14 protein-coding genes are annotated in these 19,576 nt (G+C 68.0%); 4 read left to right on the forward strand and 10 right to left on the reverse strand.

Features of this window, described 5'->3' with window-relative positions; genetic code table 11:
• Positions 1–28: 28 nt before the first annotated feature.
• From gatB to ACQHI0_RS20320, 7 genes are all read right to left on the reverse strand, one after another.
• Positions 29–1,534 carry an Asp-tRNA(Asn)/Glu-tRNA(Gln) amidotransferase subunit GatB gene (gene gatB, locus ACQHI0_RS20290; protein ID WP_427903425.1) on the reverse strand — a complete coding sequence of 502 codons (1,506 nt, stop codon included), beginning with the start codon at positions 1,532–1,534 and terminating at the stop codon, positions 29–31.
• Positions 1,535–1,579: 45 nt separating this feature from the next.
• Positions 1,580–2,956: an alpha/beta hydrolase family protein gene (locus tag ACQHI0_RS20295; protein WP_427903426.1), complete on the reverse strand. Its 1,377-nt coding sequence runs from the start codon at positions 2,954–2,956 to the stop codon at positions 1,580–1,582.
• Between the two features lie 49 nt (positions 2,957–3,005).
• Positions 3,006–4,040, reverse strand: a complete 1,035-nt coding sequence (locus tag ACQHI0_RS20300) for an ATP-dependent 6-phosphofructokinase (protein ID WP_427903427.1) — start codon at positions 4,038–4,040, stop codon at positions 3,006–3,008.
• A gap of 28 nt (positions 4,041–4,068) precedes the next feature.
• Positions 4,069–4,953: a hypothetical protein gene (locus ACQHI0_RS20305; RefSeq protein ID WP_427903428.1), complete on the reverse strand. Its 885-nt coding sequence runs from the start codon at positions 4,951–4,953 to the stop codon at positions 4,069–4,071.
• A 108-nt stretch (positions 4,954–5,061) separates the two neighbouring features.
• Entirely contained in the window at positions 5,062–5,871 is an 810-nt protein-coding gene (gene fdhD, locus ACQHI0_RS20310) for a formate dehydrogenase accessory sulfurtransferase FdhD (RefSeq protein WP_427903429.1), read from the reverse strand.
• A gap of 154 nt (positions 5,872–6,025) precedes the next feature.
• On the reverse strand, positions 6,026–6,937 hold the full coding sequence (locus ACQHI0_RS20315; protein WP_427903430.1) for a LysR family transcriptional regulator: 912 nt from the start codon (positions 6,935–6,937) through the stop codon (positions 6,026–6,028).
• A gap of 12 nt (positions 6,938–6,949) precedes the next feature.
• The gene (locus ACQHI0_RS20320; RefSeq protein WP_427903431.1) at positions 6,950–8,191 is read right to left on the reverse strand and encodes an FUSC family protein; all 1,242 of its coding nucleotides are present in this window, start codon (positions 8,189–8,191) and stop codon (positions 6,950–6,952) included.
• Between the two features lie 295 nt (positions 8,192–8,486).
• On the opposite strand from ACQHI0_RS20320, the gene ACQHI0_RS20325 reads away from it, so the two are divergent.
• Complete coding sequence (locus tag ACQHI0_RS20325) at positions 8,487–10,808, forward strand: FdhF/YdeP family oxidoreductase (RefSeq protein WP_427903432.1); 2,322 nt, start codon at positions 8,487–8,489, stop codon at positions 10,806–10,808.
• Positions 10,809–10,899: 91 nt separating this feature from the next.
• On the opposite strand, the gene ACQHI0_RS20330 is transcribed toward ACQHI0_RS20325, so the two are convergent.
• The 3 genes from ACQHI0_RS20330 to ACQHI0_RS20340 are packed head-to-tail and all read right to left on the reverse strand — an operon-like array spanning position 10,900 to position 15,843.
• Positions 10,900–13,797 carry a protein kinase domain-containing protein gene (locus ACQHI0_RS20330; RefSeq protein ID WP_427903433.1) on the reverse strand — a complete coding sequence of 966 codons (2,898 nt, stop codon included), beginning with the start codon at positions 13,795–13,797 and terminating at the stop codon, positions 10,900–10,902.
• 43 nt (positions 13,798–13,840) lie between these two features.
• The gene (locus ACQHI0_RS20335) at positions 13,841–14,530 is read right to left on the reverse strand and encodes a response regulator (protein WP_427903434.1); all 690 of its coding nucleotides are present in this window, start codon (positions 14,528–14,530) and stop codon (positions 13,841–13,843) included.
• Positions 14,527–15,843 carry a sensor histidine kinase gene (locus tag ACQHI0_RS20340; protein ID WP_427903435.1) on the reverse strand — a complete coding sequence of 439 codons (1,317 nt, stop codon included), beginning with the start codon at positions 15,841–15,843 and terminating at the stop codon, positions 14,527–14,529. Before ACQHI0_RS20340 ends, ACQHI0_RS20335 begins: the two co-directional genes overlap by 4 nt.
• A gap of 156 nt (positions 15,844–15,999) precedes the next feature.
• Between ACQHI0_RS20340 and ACQHI0_RS20345 the strand changes: the two genes are divergently transcribed.
• The 3 genes from ACQHI0_RS20345 to ACQHI0_RS20355 are packed head-to-tail and all read left to right on the forward strand — an operon-like array spanning position 16,000 to position 19,562.
• Positions 16,000–16,323, forward strand: coding sequence for a hypothetical protein (locus tag ACQHI0_RS20345; RefSeq protein WP_427903436.1), 324 nt, complete (start codon positions 16,000–16,002; stop codon positions 16,321–16,323).
• Between the two features lie 27 nt (positions 16,324–16,350).
• Complete coding sequence (locus ACQHI0_RS20350; RefSeq protein WP_427903437.1) at positions 16,351–17,073, forward strand: ABC transporter ATP-binding protein; 723 nt, start codon at positions 16,351–16,353, stop codon at positions 17,071–17,073.
• Positions 17,070–19,562, forward strand: a complete 2,493-nt coding sequence (locus ACQHI0_RS20355; RefSeq protein ID WP_427903438.1) for an FtsX-like permease family protein — start codon at positions 17,070–17,072, stop codon at positions 19,560–19,562. The genes ACQHI0_RS20350 and ACQHI0_RS20355 overlap by 4 nt, the downstream gene beginning before the upstream one ends.
• The last annotated feature ends 14 nt before the right edge of the window (positions 19,563–19,576 follow it).

Here is a 19,576-nt window from a genome sequence, read left to right on the forward strand (position 1 = left end):
AGTAGTGCAGGCGGCCGGATTTTCGGAATCAGCTGCAGGCGGCGATGACCAGGTCGCGGACGCGGGCGGCGTCGGCCTGGCCGCGGGTGGCCTTCATGACGTCGCCGACGATCTTGCCCGCGGCCTGGACCTTGCCGGAACGGATCTTCTCGGCGATGTCGGGGTTCGCGGCGAGGGCCTTTTCGACCTCGGTCTGCAGGGCCGAGTCGTCGCTGACCATGCCGAGGCCCTTGGCTTCGACGATGGCGGCGGGTTCGCCCTCACCGGCGAGGACGAAGTCGACGACCTGCTTGGCGACCTTGTTGTTGACGGTCTTGGCTTCCACCAGTGCGATCACCGCGGCGACCTGGGCGGGGGTGATGGGCAGGTCGGCGAGGGCGATGTCGCGTTCCTTGGCCTTCTCGGTGAGGTAGGCGACCCACCAGGAACGGGCCTCGTTGGCGGGGGCGCCCGCGTCGACGGTGGCGATGATGAGGTCGAGGGCACCTGCGTTGACGAGATCGCGCATGACCTCGTCGGACAGACCCCAGTCGGCCTGGATGCGGGCGCGCACCAGCCACGGGTACTCGGGGATGGTGGCGCGCAGTTGTTCGACCCACTCGGCCGCGGGGGCGACGGGCTCGAGGTCGGGCTCGGGGAAGTAGCGGTAGTCCTCGGCGGTTTCCTTGCGGCGACCGGACGCGGTTGACCCGTCGGCTTCCTGGAAGTGGCGGGTCTCCTGGATGATCTCGCCACCGGCGGTGAGCACGGCGGCCTGGCGGCGCATCTCGTAGCGCACCGCGACCTCGACGCTCTTGAGCGAGTTCACGTTCTTGGTCTCGGTGCGGGTGCCGAGTTCTTTCGCGCCGATCGGCATCAGGGAGACATTGGCATCGCAGCGCAGCGAACCCTGCTCCATCTTCACGTCGGAGACATTGAGCGACCGCAGGACCTCGCGCAGCGCCGTGACATAGGCGCGGGCCACCTCGGGGGCGCGCTCACCGGCACCGCTGATGGTCTTGGTGACGATCTCGATCAGCGGCACGCCCGCGCGGTTGAAGTCGAGCAGCGAGTGGCTGGCGCCGTGGATGCGTCCGGTCGCGCCGCCGACGTGCAGGGACTTGCCGGTGTCTTCCTCCATGTGCGCGCGCTCGATCTCGACGCGGAAGATGGACCCGTCGTCGAGGGTCACATCGAGGAAGCCCTCGGTGGCGATCGGCTCGTCGTACTGGCTGATCTGGTAGTTCTTCGGCTGATCCGGGTAGAAGTAGTTCTTGCGCGCGAACCGGCCCCACGGGGTGATCGAACAGTTCAGCGCGAGACCGATCCGGATGGCCGACTCGATGGCCTTCTCGTTCACCACGGGCAGCGAGCCGGGCAGGCCGAGGCACACCGGGCACACCTGGGTATTGGGTTCGGCGCCGAACTCGGTGGGGCAACCGCAGAACATCTTGGTCGCCGTGGACAACTCGACGTGGACCTCCATGCCGAGCACCGGCTCGTACCGGGAGATGACATCGGCGTAATCCATCAACTCGACCGTGGGTGCGCTCATGGCAAGCAGTCTATGTAAGCCCCATGACGCCCGTGGCCGGTGGTCCTAGCGCGGCGGAATGTGCTGGGTGAGCCAGTCCGTGACGTAGGTCAGCACCGCTGGGTCGATGGTGGTCTCGATGGTCGAGTATTCGCTGGGTTTGCCGGTGGCCGACGGCTGCATCAGGTGGTTGAGACCGGGGAACGTGTGCACGGTCGCGTCGGGGTCGGCGGCCAGGGCGGCGCGCATCGGCGGCTCGTTCTGGGTGGCGATCACCTGCTGGTCGGTGCCGCCGAAGAAGGCGAGGACCGGAATACGCATGGCTTCCAGCGCGGGCTTGGGGTCGTAGGTGATCAACGCGCTCATGTACGGGGTGTTCAACGAATCGACGGCACCTTGCGGCGCGCGCTCATCTTCGGGCAGGGAGTCGTTGCGCTGCTGGGAGTAGGCCTTGGCGCCTGCGGTGTCGCCCGCGCGCAGCAGCGCCGACCATTCGGTGAGATAACGCACCTGCGCGTCGATCTTGTCCTGTGGTGCGCCCGCCGCGGCCATGACCACCTTGTTCTGCTCGATCAGGACCTCGGCGCCGAGCACCGCGGGGCCCGCCATCAGCACGGCGAACGCGATATTGCTGTCGGGCTTCGCGGCGACCATCGGTGCGAGGTAGCCGCCTTCACTGTGTCCGAACAGTCCGACGCGCGCCGGATCGATCTCCGGACGCCCCCGCAGGAAGGCCACGCCTGCGGCCACATCGGCGGCGAGATCCGGATAGGTAGCCTCGTCGAGCACACCGGTCGAACCACCGACGCCGCGATCGTCGGTGCGCAACACCGCATATCCCGCGCGCGTGAAGGTGTCGGCCAGCACATGGAAGGGCCGGTGCCCACTGAGATCTTCGTTGCGATCCTGTGGGCCGCTGCCGGTGATCATCAGCATCGCCGGAAACGGCCCGCTGCCTTCGGGTTCGGTGAGGGTGCCCGCGATGGTGATGTCGCCGCTGCGATAGGTGACGTCCTCCGACCGATAGGGGTACGGCGGTGTCGGGTCCTGTGGGCGGGCGATCCTCTCGATTACCCCGCGTTCCAGCGTGAGCGGGACCTTCTCGCCGAATTGCACCCAGTCGCCGACGATGCGTTCACCGTCCAGCTTGCCCTGGAATCCCGGTTCGCCGGGCGCGTCGGGAATCTTGAACTCGATGCGATCCGGTTCGGTCCGAACATCTTTCAACGCCGCGGCGCGCACGCTCTGGATAGGAATGTCGATGGTGGCGGACCCGTTTTCGGCGAACGTCACCCCGATCCCGATCGGCTGCCCCGGCCCTTGGATGTCCCCGTGCCACGACCCCTGGACCACGGGACCGGCAGGTTCGTCAGCGGACGAGCATCCCGCCACCAGCGCGGCGACGACGAACAGAACCGAAACGACCACTCGACCGGTGCGCATGAATCCACGGTACCGACGCGCACCGACAAAATTCGGGAACCGCCCGATCTCAGCCGAAGAAGGCCGACGCCTCGCTGAGCCGTTCCGGCGGAACACGTTTGAGCTGCTTGGTCGCCTCCGACAGCGGGACCAGCCCGATCTTGGTGCCGTGCAAAGCCACCATCTGACCGAAATGCCCGGCATGCACCGCCTCGGCCGCGTGCACCCCGAACCTCGTCGCGAGAATCCGGTCGTAGGGCGTTGGACTGCCACCGCGCTGGATATGGCCGAGCACCGTGGTGCGAACCTCCTTGCCGATGCGGCGTTCGATCTCCGACCCCAGCTGCTGGGCGACACCGGTGAACCGCTCGTGGCCGAACTCGTCGATCCCACCCTCGCGCAACGCGAATCCGGAATCCGGCGCGGGATGCGCGCCCTCGGCGACCACGCAGATGAAGCTCTTGTCACCGCGCTGGAAGCGGGCCTTGATCATCGCGCACACCTGCGACACGTCGAACGGTTCCTCGGGCACCAGGGTCAAGTGGGCACCCGCGGCGATCCCGGAGTTCAGCGCGATCCAGCCGGCGTGGCGGCCCATCACCTCGACCAGCATCACCCGCTGATGGGACTCGGCGGTGGTGTGCAAGCGGTCGATGGCCTCGGTGGCGATCGACAGCGCGGTGTCGTGACCGAAGGTGACGTCGGTGCAGTCGATGTCGTTGTCGATGGTCTTCGGCACACCGACCACCGGCACGCCCTCGTCGGCGAGCCAGCTCGCGGCGGTGAGGGTGCCTTCGCCGCCGATCGGGATCAGTGCCTCGATGCCGTTGTCGTCGAGGGTCTGCTGAATCCGGCCGAGGCCCGCGCGCAGTACCTCGGGGTTGGTGCGCGCGGTGCCGAGCATGGTGCCGCCCTTGGTGAGCAGGCGGTCGGTGCGATCATCGTTGTGAATGCGGATCTTTCGATCCTCCAGCAGGCCACGCCAGCCGTCCTCGAACCCCACGATGGCATCGCCGTAGCGTCCGTTCGCGGTGCGGACCACAGCCCGGATCACCGCGTTCAAACCTGGACAATCCCCGCCTCCGGTCAAGACTCCGATGCGCATGCCGTTCATCTTGCCGCACCGGTGCGGATCAGGGGCAGTGACCTCCGGCCAGTTCGGTCAGGTGCCCCGAGATCAGCGTCGCCATCTTGTCGAGCATGGTCATGCCGTCGTTGAAACTGCCCGAATCCGGTTGCGCGGCGAAGGCGATCGCGATCCGGCCCGTGGGCGAGTCGATCAGACCGAACTGGCGAACCAGGTACTTACCGCCCTGGTCGGGACCCCAGCCGCCCTTGAACTCGGCGCTGCCGAACACGCCGAGGCCCCAGTGGTGGCTCGCGATGATCTGCTGCATGAGCCCCACCACGCGCTCGCTCTGCGGGATGCACGGCAACTGCGAGGCGAAGCGCACCTGATCGGCGAGGGTCCATTCGGCCTGGCCGTAGACCGACGCGTCGGCACGGGTGCGCGTCGTCGGCACGGTGGTGCGGGTGTCGCCGCCTTCGCGCAGCACGCCCTCGACCGCCTTGGCCGCGTCGGCGCCGCTGCCGAGCGAGGCCCACAGGGTGTCGGCGGCGCCGTTGTCGGACGCGGTGATCGCGGCGGAGGCGTAGGACGAGTAGGAGGCGCTGTTGCGCAGCGCCGCGATGGCGAGCGGCACCTTGATCGTCGACCAGGCCGGACCGGAGGACCAGCTGCCGAAGGTGACCATCTTCTTGCCACCCACCGGCATGATCGCCAAACCGGCGCTGCCGCGGAAGCCTTGCTGGAGCTCGGTGAAGTCGGCGGCCAGGCTGCCCGGCATCGCGACGGAGAAGGTCCCGTTGTCGGCGCCGGGATCGGCGGCGGGAACCGTCGTCGTCACGCGCGGTTCGGCGGCCTTCTGCTCGGTACCGCAGCCGGCCGTGGCGAGCACGATCATGCCGACCACTACCGACAACGCCACCCGGATGCGGTGGCGTCCTTCTTTATTCACTATCTGAAGCATTTTTGTTTGCAAACTCCCCCGGGGCGTTCGGTGCTGGCGACCCGTACCGTTACCGTACTGCGACATATGCCGATCGCCCACTTCGAGCGCATAACCTCAGGTCAGTCGGTGTTCGCCCGCGTAGATATTCATCGTCTCGCCACGGAGGAAGCCCACCAGTGTGAGGTCGCTCTCCGCGGCCAGGTCGACGGCGAGCGAGCTCGGCGCCGACACCGCGGCCAGGACCGGAATCCCCGCCATCACCGCCTTCTGCGCCAATTCGAACGACGCGCGACTGCTCACGACCAGCACCAGATCGTGGGCAGGCACCCGGTTCTCGCGCACCGCCCAGCCGATCACCTTGTCGACGGCGTTGTGCCTGCCGATGTCCTCGCGCAGCGCGAGCAGGGTGCCGTCGGCGGTGAACAGGCCCGCCGCGTGCAGGCCGCCGGTGGCCTCGAACACCTTCTGTTCGGCGCGCAACCCTTTCGGCAGGTCGGCGAGGATGTCGGTGCTGATCGACACGGCCTCGTGCGGGATCGGGAAGCGGGTGCGGGTGCGTACTTCGTCCAGGGCGGATTTGCCGCAGAGCCCGCAGGCACCGGTGGTGAGAAAGTTGCGGGTGTGGATCGGGACCGGGTTACGCAGGCGCAGGTCAAGAACGTTGTAGGTGTTGCGGCCTTCGCTGTCGGTGCCCGCGCAGTAGCGGGCGGTGACGATGTCGTCGGCCGAGCCGATGATGTCCTCACCGAACAGGAAGCCGTGGACGAGGTCGATATCGTTGCCGGGAGTGCGCATGGTGACGGTGAGCGACTGACCGTCGACCCGGATCTCGAGTGGCTCCTCCACGGCCAGAGTGTCGGGTCGCTCAATCCGCCCGGCCGGGGAAAGGCGGGTCGTCTTGCGCCGTGCGGTCACTCTGCTCATCCCATGACTCTGCTCACTGAGTGGGTTCTGATCAACACCGGTTGCCGATCAGCTGATCGGCGCGACGAATCGTCGCTCACGTCGAGGCCACAGCAACCGGGTTGTCATGGTCGTGCACAGTACCCAACGGTCGCCCGGTTACCGTCGAATCGGATCAGCTGGCGACCGGGCGCGGCGTGACGGCGAAGTCGGTGGTCCGCGCGGTGTCGATGAGGGCGGTGGTGAGCACCGATCCCGGCTCGGCCGACGCGGTCACGAGCACGATCTGCGCGGTGACCACCGGGTCGGCGAGTTCGAAGACCCGGATATCGGCGGTGGGTCCCAGCGCGGCGACCCACGGTTGCGGCACGATGCACGCCCAGCGCCCGGTCCTGGCGTGTTCGAGCAGAGTTGCCACCGAGTCGCTTTCCAGCTGCGGGGTCGCGGTGAGGCCTAGGGTCGTCAGCGCGTCGTCGATGAGCTGACGACCACGCATTCCCTTCGGCAGCAGGCACATCGGCAGTTCCAGCGCGTCGGCCCAGGAGATCGACGTGCGACCAGCGACCAGCGTGGTCCCCGCGACGAGGACGTGACGTTCGGTGTAGAGCGGGGTGAGAGTGAGCCCGGAGGTGTCGACACCCTGCACGTAGACCAGGCCCGCGTCGAGTTCGAATCGGCGAATCCGTTCGACGATGTCCAGTGACCGCAGACTCGTCTCGATCCGCACCCGCATCAGCGGATGTTCGGTGCAGAACGGGTCGGTGAGCAGCGCGACCGTGCTCGACGCCGCGGGCACAACGCCGATCCGCAGTTCGCCGCTGAGACCGGTCTGCAGCGCACGGACCTCGTGTTCGAGTGCCTCGCGGTCGGCGATGATCCGCCTGGCCCACAGCACCAGCCGCTCGCCCTCGGGGGTGAGTCCCTCGAACGTGCGGGCGCGGCGCACCAGCGGCACGCCGAGCTCGTGTTCGAGTTTGCGGATCGCCTCCGACAACGCGGGCTGGGAGACGTAACAGGCTTTCGCCGCCCGGGCGAAATGTCGTTCCCGGGCGAGTGCGACGAAGTATTCGAGCTGACGGAACAGCATCCAGGTATCGGGTCAGTCGTCCTGGTCGTCGGCCGCTTTGTTGCGTGCCTTCGCGATCGCGAGTGCCTGCTCGGCGGTGGCCTGGTCCGGGTAGGGGCCCATCCGGTCGCCGTACCAGCAGCTCTTGCCCTGTTCGGCCTTGTGGTGCTTGATGCAGTAGTACCACTCGTTGTCATCAGCCATCTCGCCAGTATGCAACGTTTCGCATACCGGCGTCTCGTCTGCCGGTAACGCGGCGATAGCGGGTTCGCGAATGAGCAGGGCGACAGCGATTCCCACCGCGACACCGATCACCGTGTCGATCCCGCGTTCGGTGAGCATGGTGAGCGGATCGGCCGGATCGGCGAGTTCGGTCATCGACATGATCAGCGGGGTGAAGAAGCCGAGCGCGACCGCGTAGTGCCGCGCCATGAACAACTCGGTCGGGTAGAGCAGCGCGATGATCGCCAGACCCAGCATCGCCGGGCTCAGGTGCGGGATCAGCAGCGGCGCGGTGACGGCGAGTCCGATGAACGTGCCGACCACCCGGTGCATCCCGCGGGTGATCCGGTCGCGCGAGCTCGCCGCGGCCAGCGGCACCGCCGCGCCCGCCATCGCCCAATTGGCATGGCCGACACCGAGCAGCAGCCCGATTCCGCCGGAGGTCGAGATCGCGAGCGCATACCGGCCCGCCTGGACACAGGAGACCCGTCCGGTCCGATGCGGCTCGATCCGGACCAGGTCCGCACAGGCCCCGGTGCGGCGGACCCGTTGCGCGGACTCGACATAGCCGACCACCACGCACAGCACCGCCGTACCCGCGCAGAGCACCAGCGCCAGGATCGGATCGCGCTGCGCCCCGGCCACCATAGCGATCGCGCCGAACGCGAAGATCCCGAAGAACGGTCCCTCCGGACGCAGGCCGAGCCGGTCGGTGCTCGGTGAGGCTACCGCGGCGAAGACCGCGACCGCGGACACCAGCACCGCGGGATGGGCGTTCACGCGGGCGAGCAGGATGCCCGCGCCGACAGCGCCGACCAGCATCACGGCCGCTTCGCTCTGGTGGATCAATCGTTGCCGCGGCGCTTCGGCGAAGCCGTACATTCCGGTGAAGGAACCGAAGACCGCGTAGATGAGCAGATCGGTACGTCCCATCGCGATCAGCGCGAGGCCGGGTATCGCGAGCCCGACGAAAACGCGGGCGGCGGGCAGATGATCGATCTCGGTGACGAACCGTCGGCAAAGCTGGCGCGCCCCTGTTCTCGTGGTGCGCAAGGGTTCCTCCGAAGTCGGTCGCGGGCATGCCCGTAGGGCCGATGATCAAGGGTGCATGATCGGCGCGCAGGCCGTCAACCTGCGGTGATCCCGGTCGCATCGAGGAAAAGCGCGCTGTACCGGCGGTGATAAGCGCGACCGATCGGCCGTTCGGAAACCGGTCTCGGACGCGACCGAACGACACGACGGCAGTGACCTTCGCCCGTTCGTGATCTCGGCGGTAGAGAATCCAACCGAGGCACTGGACAGAGCACATCTTTCTCGATCCGCATTCATCGCGAAGGGAAGATTTGACATGGCTGAGGGTCCGCACACCATCTGGGATCCCGATCGGGGCCCGAGCGAAGCAGCCGACCGGGCGGCCGTGCCGAAATCCAAGCATTACCATCACCCCGCGGCGGGCTGGGGCGCGGCGATCGCGGTCGGGAAATTCATGATCGGCAAGGAGCACGAGCCGCTCATCGGCACCAAGGCCATCCTGAAGATGAACCATCAGGAGCGTGGTTTCGACTGCCCCGGCTGCGCGTGGCCCGACGCGACCGACGGCTTGGTCCTCGATGTGTGCGAGAACGGCATCAAGCACGTCACCTGGGAGATGACGCACAAACGGTGCACCCCGGAATTCTTCGCCGAGCACACCGTGACCGAGCTGGCCACCTGGAGTTCCTTCGATCTCGAAGATCAGGGCAGGCTCACCGAGCCGATGGTCTACGACCCCGAGACCGACCACTATGTGCCGATCAGCTGGGCCGACGCGTTCGAGATGGTAGGCAAGGCGCTGCGCGAGCTGTCCGACCCGAACGAGGCCGCGTTCTACACCTCGGGCCGGCTCGCCAACGAGGCCACCTTCCTCTACCAGTTGATGGTGCGCGAGTACGGCACCAACAATCTGCCCGACTGTTCGAACATGTGCCACGAAGCCAGCGGCCGCGCGCTGCAGGCCTCGCTCGGCACGGGCAAGGGCACCTGCGACCTCGAGGACTGGGACAAGGCCGACGCCCTGTTCGTGATGGGCCTCAATGTCGCGTCGAACGCGCCACGCATGCTGACCTCGCTCGCCGAGGCCTATAAACGCGGCGCCCAGGTGGTGCACGTCAATCCGCTGATCGAAGCGGGCTCGCGCAACGCGATCATCCCGCACGACTTCCTCGCGATGGCCACCTTCCACCCGACCAAGACCGGCACGCTCAATCTGCAGGTGCGCATCGGCGGCGATTTCGCGCTGATCCGTGGCATGGCCAAGGCCGTCCTCGAAGAGTCGGCGACCGACGAGAAGGCCCTCGACCACGAGTTCATCGAGCGCTACACCGTCGGCTTCGACGACTACGTGCGCGAGGTGGAGGCGACCACCTGGGCCGATATCCAGACCGAGTCGGGACTGAGTGAGGCCGAGGTCCGCAAGGCGGCGCGCATCTACTGCGACTCCGACCGCAGCATCGTCAGCTGGTGTCTCGGCGTCACCCAGCACGAGCACGGCGTGGAGACGATCCGCGAGATCGTCAACCTGCTGCTCATGCGGGGCAATCTCGGTCGCGAAGGCGCGGGCCCCTCGCCGGTGCGTGGGCACAGCAATGTGCAGGGCAACCGGACGTGCGGCATCGACAACAATCCGCCCGCCGAATTCCTCGACCGGCTGGCCGAGGTGTGTGGGATCGATGTGCCGCGCGCCAACGGTTACGACGTGGTCGCGGCCATCGAGGCGATGCAGAAGGGCAAGCTGAAGTTCTTCATGAGCATGGGCGGCAACCTGGTCCAGGCCGCGCCCGACAGCGAATACACCTTCGAGGCGTTCCAGAAGGCCGACTTCACCGTCATGGTCTCCACCAAGCTCAACCGCAGCCACGTCGTGCACGGCAAGCGCGCGCTGATTCTGCCGTGCCTGGCGCGCACCGAACACGACGAGCAGCGCAGCGGCCCGCAGGTGGTCTCGATGGAGAACGGCATGGCGGTGGTGCACCTGTCCAAGGGCATGAAGAAGCCCGCGTCACCGCATCTGCTGTCGGAGCCCGCGATTGTGGCCGGCATCGCCAAAGCCGCACTGCCCCATACCAAGACACCGTGGGAGTACTACGTCGAGGACTACGACCGCATCCGCGACACCATGTCGAAGGTCCTCGACGGTTTCGAGGACTACAACCGGCGGGTGCGGCTGGGGCTCGGGTTCCGGATCCGGCAGCCCGCCCGTGAGCTGATTTTTCTCACCCCGTCGAGCAAGGCGGAGTTCTCCGTGGCGACGCTGCCCGACACGACCAACCCGGCCGGTGTGCTCACCCTGGCGACGCAGCGTTCGCACGACCAGTGGAACACCACCATCTACACCAGCAACGACCGCTATCGCGGGGTGAAGAACCTGCGCACGCTGATCTTCATGAACTCTCGCGATATGCACGACCGCGGCTTGACGGAGTTCGACGAAGTCGACATCACCAGCACGGCCAGGGACGGATCGACGAGGTCGCTCCACAAGTACACAGTCGTCACCTATGACATTCCCGCGGGCTGCGCGGCCGGGTATATGCCGGAGATGAATGTGCTGTGCGCGATCGGCGACTACAGCACCGAGAGCGATCAGCCGATCATGAAGAGCGTGAAAGTGACTGTCACACCGTCGAGTTGAACCACTGACTTCCATCGTCGGGCATCCGGCAAGGTGCAACGTCGGGAGTGTTCGCGGCCGCGGCCCGAGTCAGGGCCGCGGCCGTGCTGGGTCAGTAGACGTAGACCACGGCGTTGTCACCGCCGGTGCAGGTGACGAGCTTGCCCTCCGGTGCGCAATTCATCGTGTAGGTGGTGCCCGTGACCGGGCTCGTGGCCACTACCGGGCGTGCGCCGGTTCCGCCCGCGGCGTAGGCCTGCCTGACCGCTTCGGCGAAACCGCAGCTGGTGACGGTGGTGCCGACGGCTACCTTGCTGTAAGCGCCTGTGGTGGAACCGGATTCGCAGGGCTGTGCGCCCGCGGGCAGGGTGACCGGCCCCGCCGAAGTGGTGGGGGCCGCGGTGGTCGCGCGCGGGGCGGTGGTCGCGGGTTGGCCGGCTCCGGCCGGTGCTTGCGAAGTCGGTGCGGCCGTGGCGGTTTCGGCGGTTTCGGTTGCCGACATCACGCGCCAGCCGATCGCGCCGCCGACCGCGAGTACCACGACGGCGAGAACGCCGACGAGAACCGGTAGCAGGACCGACCGCTGTCGACCCGAATCCTGGTGTGACCAAGCCGGATCGGGGCCGTATGCCGGATCCGGACCGTAGGCGGGTTCGGGCCCGTAACCGGGATCGTAGGCCTGATCGCGGTAGGCGTGATCACCGTAGGCGCTGGGCGGTTCGTCGTAGTTGGAGTACGCGTTCTCCTGACCCGAGTACTGCCTGGTCGCGGCCGCCCGCGCTGGATCGTCGAACTCCCGCGGGGCCTGATGCGCGCCGAAAGGTGCTGCACCGCCCCGATATTGATGCGTCGGCTGCGAGCGCTGCGGGTCCGGTTCGCCGGCACCGTAATGCTGGGTCGGCGCCGACCGTTGCCGCTCGACGGGGTCGTACTGCTCGGTCGCCGGACCGAACTGCCCGTCGGGCGCACCACCGTAATGCTGGGTGGCGGCGAAACGCTGGGGATCGATCCGAGCCTCCGGATCGTCGGCCTGCTCGCCGAACCGCTGCGCCGGTGCCCCGAACCGATCGACCGGGTTCGCGCGGTCGTCACCGAACTGACCGGGCGGACCGCCGAATCGGTCGTCAGGGTCGCTCTGGTCATCAGTGAACCGCTGCGTCGGAGCCGCGAAAGGCGGGTTCGAGGTCGGCGGGCCTGACCCTGGTGCGGGAGCGGGGAAACGGGGGTTCGACGCCGGGGGGTGGTATTGCTCCGTCGGCGGGGTGTACGCGTCCGGGATGGGGTGTTCGCCGGAGTAGCGCTGGGTGGGGGCTGCTCGGTGTGGGTCCTGGCCGTATTGCTGGGGCGGGAGAAGTGGCGGGCCGGTGGGGGCCGGGTAAGGGGTGGCCGAGGTGGGGCGCTGGGGTTGCAGGAGGGGGGCGGAGGTTTCGCCAGGGGCGGTGCCGTCGTAGAGGTGCGCGTCCGGGAAGGGGCGCATCCGTGGGAGGCCCTGGTCGGGGGTATAGGCCGGCGGGGGCTCGGGGGCAGCCGGTTCCTCGGCTGACGGTAGGGGGGCGAAGTAGGCGTCGTCGGGCCGGATCTCGGCGGGGCCGGTCGGCTGGATCACCGCGGGGATCGAGATCTCGCCGGTGCCCTCGGCGGGGACGCGGCGGAATCCGGTGGTGTCCGCGGCGCCGGTGCGCGCCTCGGGTGGGCGGATGATCAAGGTCGGCTGAGCGCCGGTCGCGGCCGACTGGCTGCGCGAGGTCTCCACGCCCCCGGTCGCGGTCACCGCGCCGATCACCCGGAACTCCCCGGTCGGCGTCGGCACCTGCTCGACGTTCTCGGGCTCGTTCGCGTCGGGTTCGACCTTGCGGGCGCCACTGGCGGCACCGATGGGCACAGCACGCGCGACGCCGCCGGGCGCGGATCCCGCTGGGACACCACGCTCGGCACCACCGGTCGGCGCACCACCGCGTCCGGCACCCGCGGCGAAACCGGCCGCTGCGGCGAACCCACGCCCGGCACCGGGACCACCAGGTGGGGCACCGGCCTGTGCTCGACCCGGCGCACCAGCGGGCCCACGAAGGGTGGGACCCGACGGAGAATCAGGAGTCACATCATGACCGCCGGGGACTCGGCGAGCCCCGGAGTACGAGGCGAAAGCACCCGATGGCGGCGCGGCGACCTCCCGCACGGCCGAGGCCAGCGCTCGGCGAGCGGCGACAGCCAGCTCACCGGCCGTCGCGTATCGATCGGCCGGGTCCTTGGCCATGCCGGTCGCGATGACGTCATCGAGCGCCGCCGGTATCCCGTGCAATAACTCACTCGGACGTGGCGGGGCCTCGGACAGATGCGCGCGGACCAGCACGCTCATGCTCGCCGCAGGGAAAGGCGAAGCGCCGGTGAGGCATTCGTGCAGCACACAGGCCAGTGAGTAGACGTCGGCGCGGTGCGAGATCGGCCCGACATCGAAGCGTTCCGGCGCCATGTAGATATAGGAGCCGACCGCCATCCCGGCCTGGGTCACCGCGCTGTCACCCTCGGTGTGCGCGATGCCGAAGTCGGCGAGGTAGGCGAAATCGGCGGGTGTGACCAGGATGTTGGCGGGCTTCACATCGCGATGCACCAGCCCACCCGCGTGCGCGGCGTCCAGCGCGGCGGCGATCTGCTCGACGACGGCGACCGCGCGTTCCGGGCTCATCGGCCCGCCCCCGCGCAGCACGGTCCGCAGATCGGAGCCGGGCACCAGGCGCATATCGATGAAGAGAACCCCGTCGATCACACCCCAGTCGTGGATCGGGATGACGTGCGGTTCGGCCAGCTTGGCCGCGGCCTGGGATTCCCGGCGGAACCGGACCTGATAGGCCGGGTCCTGCGCGAGCTCCTCGGCCAGCAACTTCAGAGCGACCACTCGATCTTTGCCGGTGTCGTAGGCCTCGTAGACCTCGCCCATCCCGCCCTTGCCCAGCATCGACCGCAACTCGTACGGGCCGAATCTGCTCCCCGTCCGTGACCCAGGTGCCTGCACCAGCGTCCGCCTCCCACTTCTGGCAGGTCCGTGGACCTGCTTCTCAGTAGGCAGATTCTCCCGGTGTCACTACGCCGTGGTCAAACGCGAACACGATCGCGGCGGCCCGATCGCGCAGGTCGAGCTTGCCGAATATGTGTCCGACGTGGCTTTTCACGGTTACTTCCGAGATACCGAGTTCGGCGGCGATCTCGCTGTTGACCCGGCCCGAACCGATCAATTCGAGCACTTCGTACTCGCGGGCGGTGAGTTCGCCGAGCCGGCGATCGGTACGGGTACCGACCGGTTTCACTGTTCGGTACGCCGTGAGCACCCGTCCGGTCACCGAGGGATCGAGCCACGCGCCACCGCCCGCCACCGTGCGGACGGCGCGGATCAGATCCTCCGCCGGCGAATCCTTGAGCAGGAAGCCCGCGGCGCCTGCCCGCAACGCGCCGGAGAGCAGTTGATCATCGTCGAAGGTGGTGAGCACGAGGACCGGCGGAGCGTCGGGGCGCGCGCGCAGCAACCGGGTCGCATCGATGCCACCGACCCGCTTCATCCGCAGATCCATCAGCACCACATCGGGTCGTTGCGCGGCGACGGCGCCCGCGACCTCGTCACCGTCCGCGCATTCGGTGATGGCGAAGCCGTCGCGGCGGCGCAGGATCCGGCGCAGACCGCCGCGCACCAGTTCCTGATCGTCGACCACGAGCACTGTCAGCACCTGCTCGATCGGCGAAGCGGTTGTCACGTGTCCTCCTGCGGTTTGTTCCAGAGCTTGCCCGGCAGCAGCATGGCCGACACGCACGAACCCGCCTTCAGCGGGAACCCGACGCGCACGGTCCAGCCGTCGTCACCGTTGCCCACGGTGATCTTCCCACCCAGCAGTTCGGTGCGTTTACGCATGCCGCGCACTCCCATCCCGGTGTCGCGGCGGGGCGCGGGACCGAGCGGCAGCGGATTCGACACCACCAGCGTCGCCACCTCGGCGGTGACATCGAGGCGGACCGAGGCGGCAGTGCCCGGCGCGTGTTTGATGACGTTGGCCAGCGATTCCTGGCCGATCCGGTAGAGCGCGTGGCCGATCGCGCCGGAGACGGTGGCCAGATCGCCGGTGCGCGCGTAGTCGACGGTGAGTCCGGCGCGGCGGAAGTCACCGACGAGCTCGTCGATATCGGCGGCGCCCGGCTCGGGGGCCACCTGCGCTGGGCCCGCGTCGAGCATGCCGACGGTGCGGCGGATGTCGGCCATTGCCTGGCGGCCGAGCCGTTCGGCCTCGACGAGCGCTTCCACCGCTTCGGCGGGGTCGTCGTCGGTCTGCAGTGCGCGCCGGGCCGCGGTCAGATGCAGCAGGGTGATCGAGAGCGAATGAGCGATCACATCGTGGACCTCGCGGGCGATCCGGCGCCGTTCCTCGTCGGCCGCCTGCCCCGAGCGAATCGCCTGGTTCTCGCGTTCCTGATACAGAAAGCGCCGCTGGTACTGCAGCATCACCCCGACGAACATGCCGAGCAGGATGCCGATGATGTACATCGGCAATCCCTGCAGCGACTGATCGCCCCACTGCACGTTCCCGGCCAGGTCGAACGCGACCAGTTCGAGGATCGCGAGCAGGGTGAATCCGATCGTCCACCCGCGAGTTGCGACCGCGGCGACCTCACCGGCGACGATCACCAGCACGAACGGCGCGAAGTCGGCGGTGACCGGCTGCAAGAGGAACAGGGCACACGACAGCAGTGCGCTGCCCTTCAACAGCACGGGGTGTGGTTTCACGCGGAAGATCGCGAACAGCGGAACCGGCAGGAACGCGGTGGCCATCGCCAGCAGTGGCAGCACGCTCGGGAAGTAGGAATGCCGTTGGATCACCGCCGCACCGGTGACCACCAGCAGGGCGAAGTCGGCGGCGAGGATCACCGCGGGCGGGTAGTCGTAGGGCAGCGATTCGATGCGCTCACGCACGGTCACCATGAACTGCCGGCAGCCGTTCATCACCCGGGCGGAGAGCCGCTGCCGACGGCTCGCCCGGCCCGGCGCCTTCGCGGGGATGGCGTGACTCACATCCATGAGGTAAGGCTAGTCGCCACCTACCGGGCGAGCATCGTCCCGCGAACGGTACCGGTCTCCTACCGGGGTAGGAGAAGAAGTCGGGCCTCCGGCACGACGATCAGGCCGGTCACCGCCCGTAGCGTTTGGTTTACCCGCTCACGGAAGGTGAAGCCCATGACCTGGACCGATCTACACCACCGCACCGAGATCGTGCACACCGTGCTCGCCAGGGCCGCGATCAACCCGCACGATCCCGCACTGTTCGACGGCATCGCCGAACTCGACCGGCTCTTCGGCGGCGTCGAGGGCCTGCTCCTCGCGCTGAGCAACCGCTGGGACAATCATCTGCACGTCAAACTGGAGCTGGCCGAGATCGACGGCAGCACTCCGATGGAGGCCTATCTCGAACTGGCCGCCGAACAACCGGCGCTGCGTGCACTTCTCGACGCGCGTCCGGCGATCAGGCAGACTACCCGCGACCGCGCACTCGCACGCTGAGGCCCGACATACATTGGGGGACAAGACATGTCCGACATCGAGACACCGCAGCAACCGATGCTGGAGCTGACCCGGGTGGTCAAGCGGTACCGCGTCGGCGATCAGGAGGTGCGCGCGCTCGATGAGGTGAGCATGCGCATCGAAGCGGGCCAGTTCACCTCGATCATCGGGCCCTCTGGTTCCGGTAAGAGCACCCTGCTGCACCTGCTCGGCGCGCTCGATCGTCCCGACGAGGGCTCGATTCGCTTCCGCGGCACCGAGATCGGTGATCTGGACGAAGACAAACAGGCCGCGTTCCGGCTCGAACAGGTCGGCTTCGTCTTCCAGTTCTTCAATCTGCTGCCCACCTTGTCGGCGTGGGAGAACATCGCTGTCCCGAAACTGCTGGACGGCACCGGATTACGCAAGGCGAAGCCGCGCGCACTCGAGCTGCTCGACCTGGTCGGTCTCGGCGATCGGGCGAATCACCGACCCGCGGAACTGTCCGGTGGGCAGATGCAGCGCGTAGCGGTGGCGCGGGCGTTGATCATGGATCCGCCGCTGATCCTGGCCGACGAGCCGACCGGCAACCTCGACTCCAAGACCGGTGCGGCGATCCTCGACCTCCTCGGTACCATTACGGCGCAGGGTAATTCGGTGGTGATGGTCACCCACGACATGAACTCGATCGACTACTGCGACCGGGTGATCACGCTGCGCGACGGGCAGATCGGCGCCGACGAGCTAGCCGCCACACGGGTGGACGCATGATCGCCGCGGCATGGGATCGACTGCGGCTGTTCAACTTCGGTGAACTGCTCCGCCATCCCGGCCGAACGATGATGTCGGGGGCGGTGATGGGGGTGTCGGCGGCGTTGATCGTCGCGGTGCTGAGTATCTCCGGCTCGGTCACCGGATCGGTCGACAAGCTCACCAAAGGCCTGGCGGGCACTGCCGAGCTCGAGGTCACCGGCATCACCGATGCCGGTTTCGAACAATCACTGCTACCCCAGATCACCGCGACCCCCGGGGTGGCAGCGGCGGTGCCGATGCTGCGCGGGACGCTGGGCGCCGGGCCGGATCGGGCGCTGCTGATCGGGGCCGATCAGACCATCGGCGCGCTCGGCAGCGATCTGGCCGGGCCGATGTCGCAGTACACCACCAAGCTGATCAGCACCGAACGCGGCGTGCTGGTCGGCGCGGCCATGGGCCTGCGCGAGGGTGACCCGGTGCCGATCGGGTCGGGCACCGCGACGGTGGCCGCCGTCCTCGACTCCGAGGCCACCAACCGGCTCAACAGCGGCCACCTGGTGGCCGGGCCGCTTCCGCTGATCCAGCTTCTCACCGACCGGGTCGGCAAGCTCGATTCGGTACAGATCGTGGTGGAACCCGGCACCGATGTGGCCGCGCTGCGCACCACGCTCACCGAAGCGGTGGACGGGCGGGCCGTGGTGGCCGAGCCGAGTCTGCGGACCGCGCAGGCAGGTGGCGCGATCCAGATCATGCGGTACTCGACCCTGATGTCGTCGGCAGCCGCGCTGATCGTGTCGGCCTTCCTGATCTACAACGCGATGAGTATGGCGGTGGCACAACGCAGGCCGACGCTGTCGCTGCTGCGGGCGATCGGTGGCAAGCGTGCGCCGATGGTGCGGGATCTGCTCGTCGAGGCGGCGCTGCTCGGGCTGATCGGTGGGGCGATCGGCGCGGGGATCGGTGCGCTGATGGGGCGGTTCGCGATCGATCGATTGCCCGCCGCGATCGTGCAGTCGGTCGAGGCGAGAACCGAGTTCCAGGTGCCGAATTACGCGGTGCCCGTGGCGATTGTCGCGTGTGTCGTGGCGACGGTGCTGGCGGCGTCGATCGCCGCGCGGCAGGTGTACAAGGTGGCCCCGGTCGAGGCGCTGGCGCCCGTGGAGGCCAGCGACGCGGCGGCCACCGGTTCAGTGCTGAGGTGGGTCGCGCTCGCCGCGGGGCTGGTCCTCGGCGCGGCGGCGGTGGTCATGGCCTTCCTCGATCTCGGTCGCCTGTCGCTCGGCGCGATCACGACCTCGTTCACCGCGACGGTGTTCCTGTGTTTCGCCGCCACCGGGCCGATCGTGCGCGGGTCGGCGGCGATCGCGCGCTGGTTCGGGGCGCCGGGCGCGCTCGGAGCTACCTCGCTCGAGCGTGCTCCACGTCGCGTGTGGGCCACCGCGATGACGGTGATGATCGGGGTCGCGGCGGTGGTCGCGCTCGGCGGTGCGTCGGGGAACATGGTGAAGTCGGCGACCGATTCCTTCGAAAGTCTCGGCGACACCGACCTTTACGTGAGCCCGAGCCCGGTCGAGCAATTCCCGACCGGTCCCGTGCTACCCAGCGGTTTGGCCGAGCGGGTCGCGACGGTGCCCGGCGTCGAGCGGGTGAGCCCCGCCCAGATGGCCTTCGCGACGATCGGCAGCGGTCGGGTGATGCTGCAGGGTTATCCGCCGAGCACGTCCGAAACGCGACTCGGCGCGGTGGACCAGGCGGTGATCGATCAGATGGAGCGCCGCGAAGGCGTGGTGATCACCCGCGATGTCGCACGCTCGCTGTCGCTGGGCGCCGGCGACGAGATCACCATGCCCACGCCGTCCGGCGAGCGTAAAACAACTGTGCTGCAGGTGATTCCGTACTTCACGGCGGTCTCCGGGGTGGTGATGATGAACCTCGACCAGATGCGGGAGTGGTATCAGCGGCCCGGTGAGACGATCCTGTCGATCCAGTACGCGCCCGGCGCGGATCCCGACGCGGTGCAATCCGCGGTCCGCGCGATGGTTCCCAAGGAGATCCATGTCGACACCGGCGCCACCATGGTCGCCGCGATCTCCTCGGGCGTCGAGCAGGGTGCGGCGATGAGCAACATGATCCTGTGGATCGTCGTGCTGGTGGCGACAGTGGCGTTGCTGAACACCCTGATGCTGTCGGTCCTGGAGCGGCGCAGGGAGCTGGGGGTGCTGCGCGCCATGGGCACCAACCGCAAGTTCCTCCTGCGCTCGGTGCTGGCCGAGGCCGCGGGCATCGGATTCATCGGCGCGGCAATCGGACTCGTCGTCGGCATCGCGGTGCAATACCTGGCCACCATCGCGATCGGGCACGCGATGACCATCGACATCGTCTACCGGCCGAGCCCCCTGATCGCGGTCTACGGCGCGGTCGCCCTCGGCCTGGCGCTGCTGGGTTCGATCCCGCCCGCCCTGCGCGCATCGAGGATGCCGATCGTGGCGGCGCTGGCGGTGGACTGAAATTGCCGCCGCGG

This window comes from Nocardia sp. FBN12, assembly GCF_050320175.1.
GTDB lineage: Bacteria > Actinomycetota > Actinomycetes > Mycobacteriales > Mycobacteriaceae > Nocardia.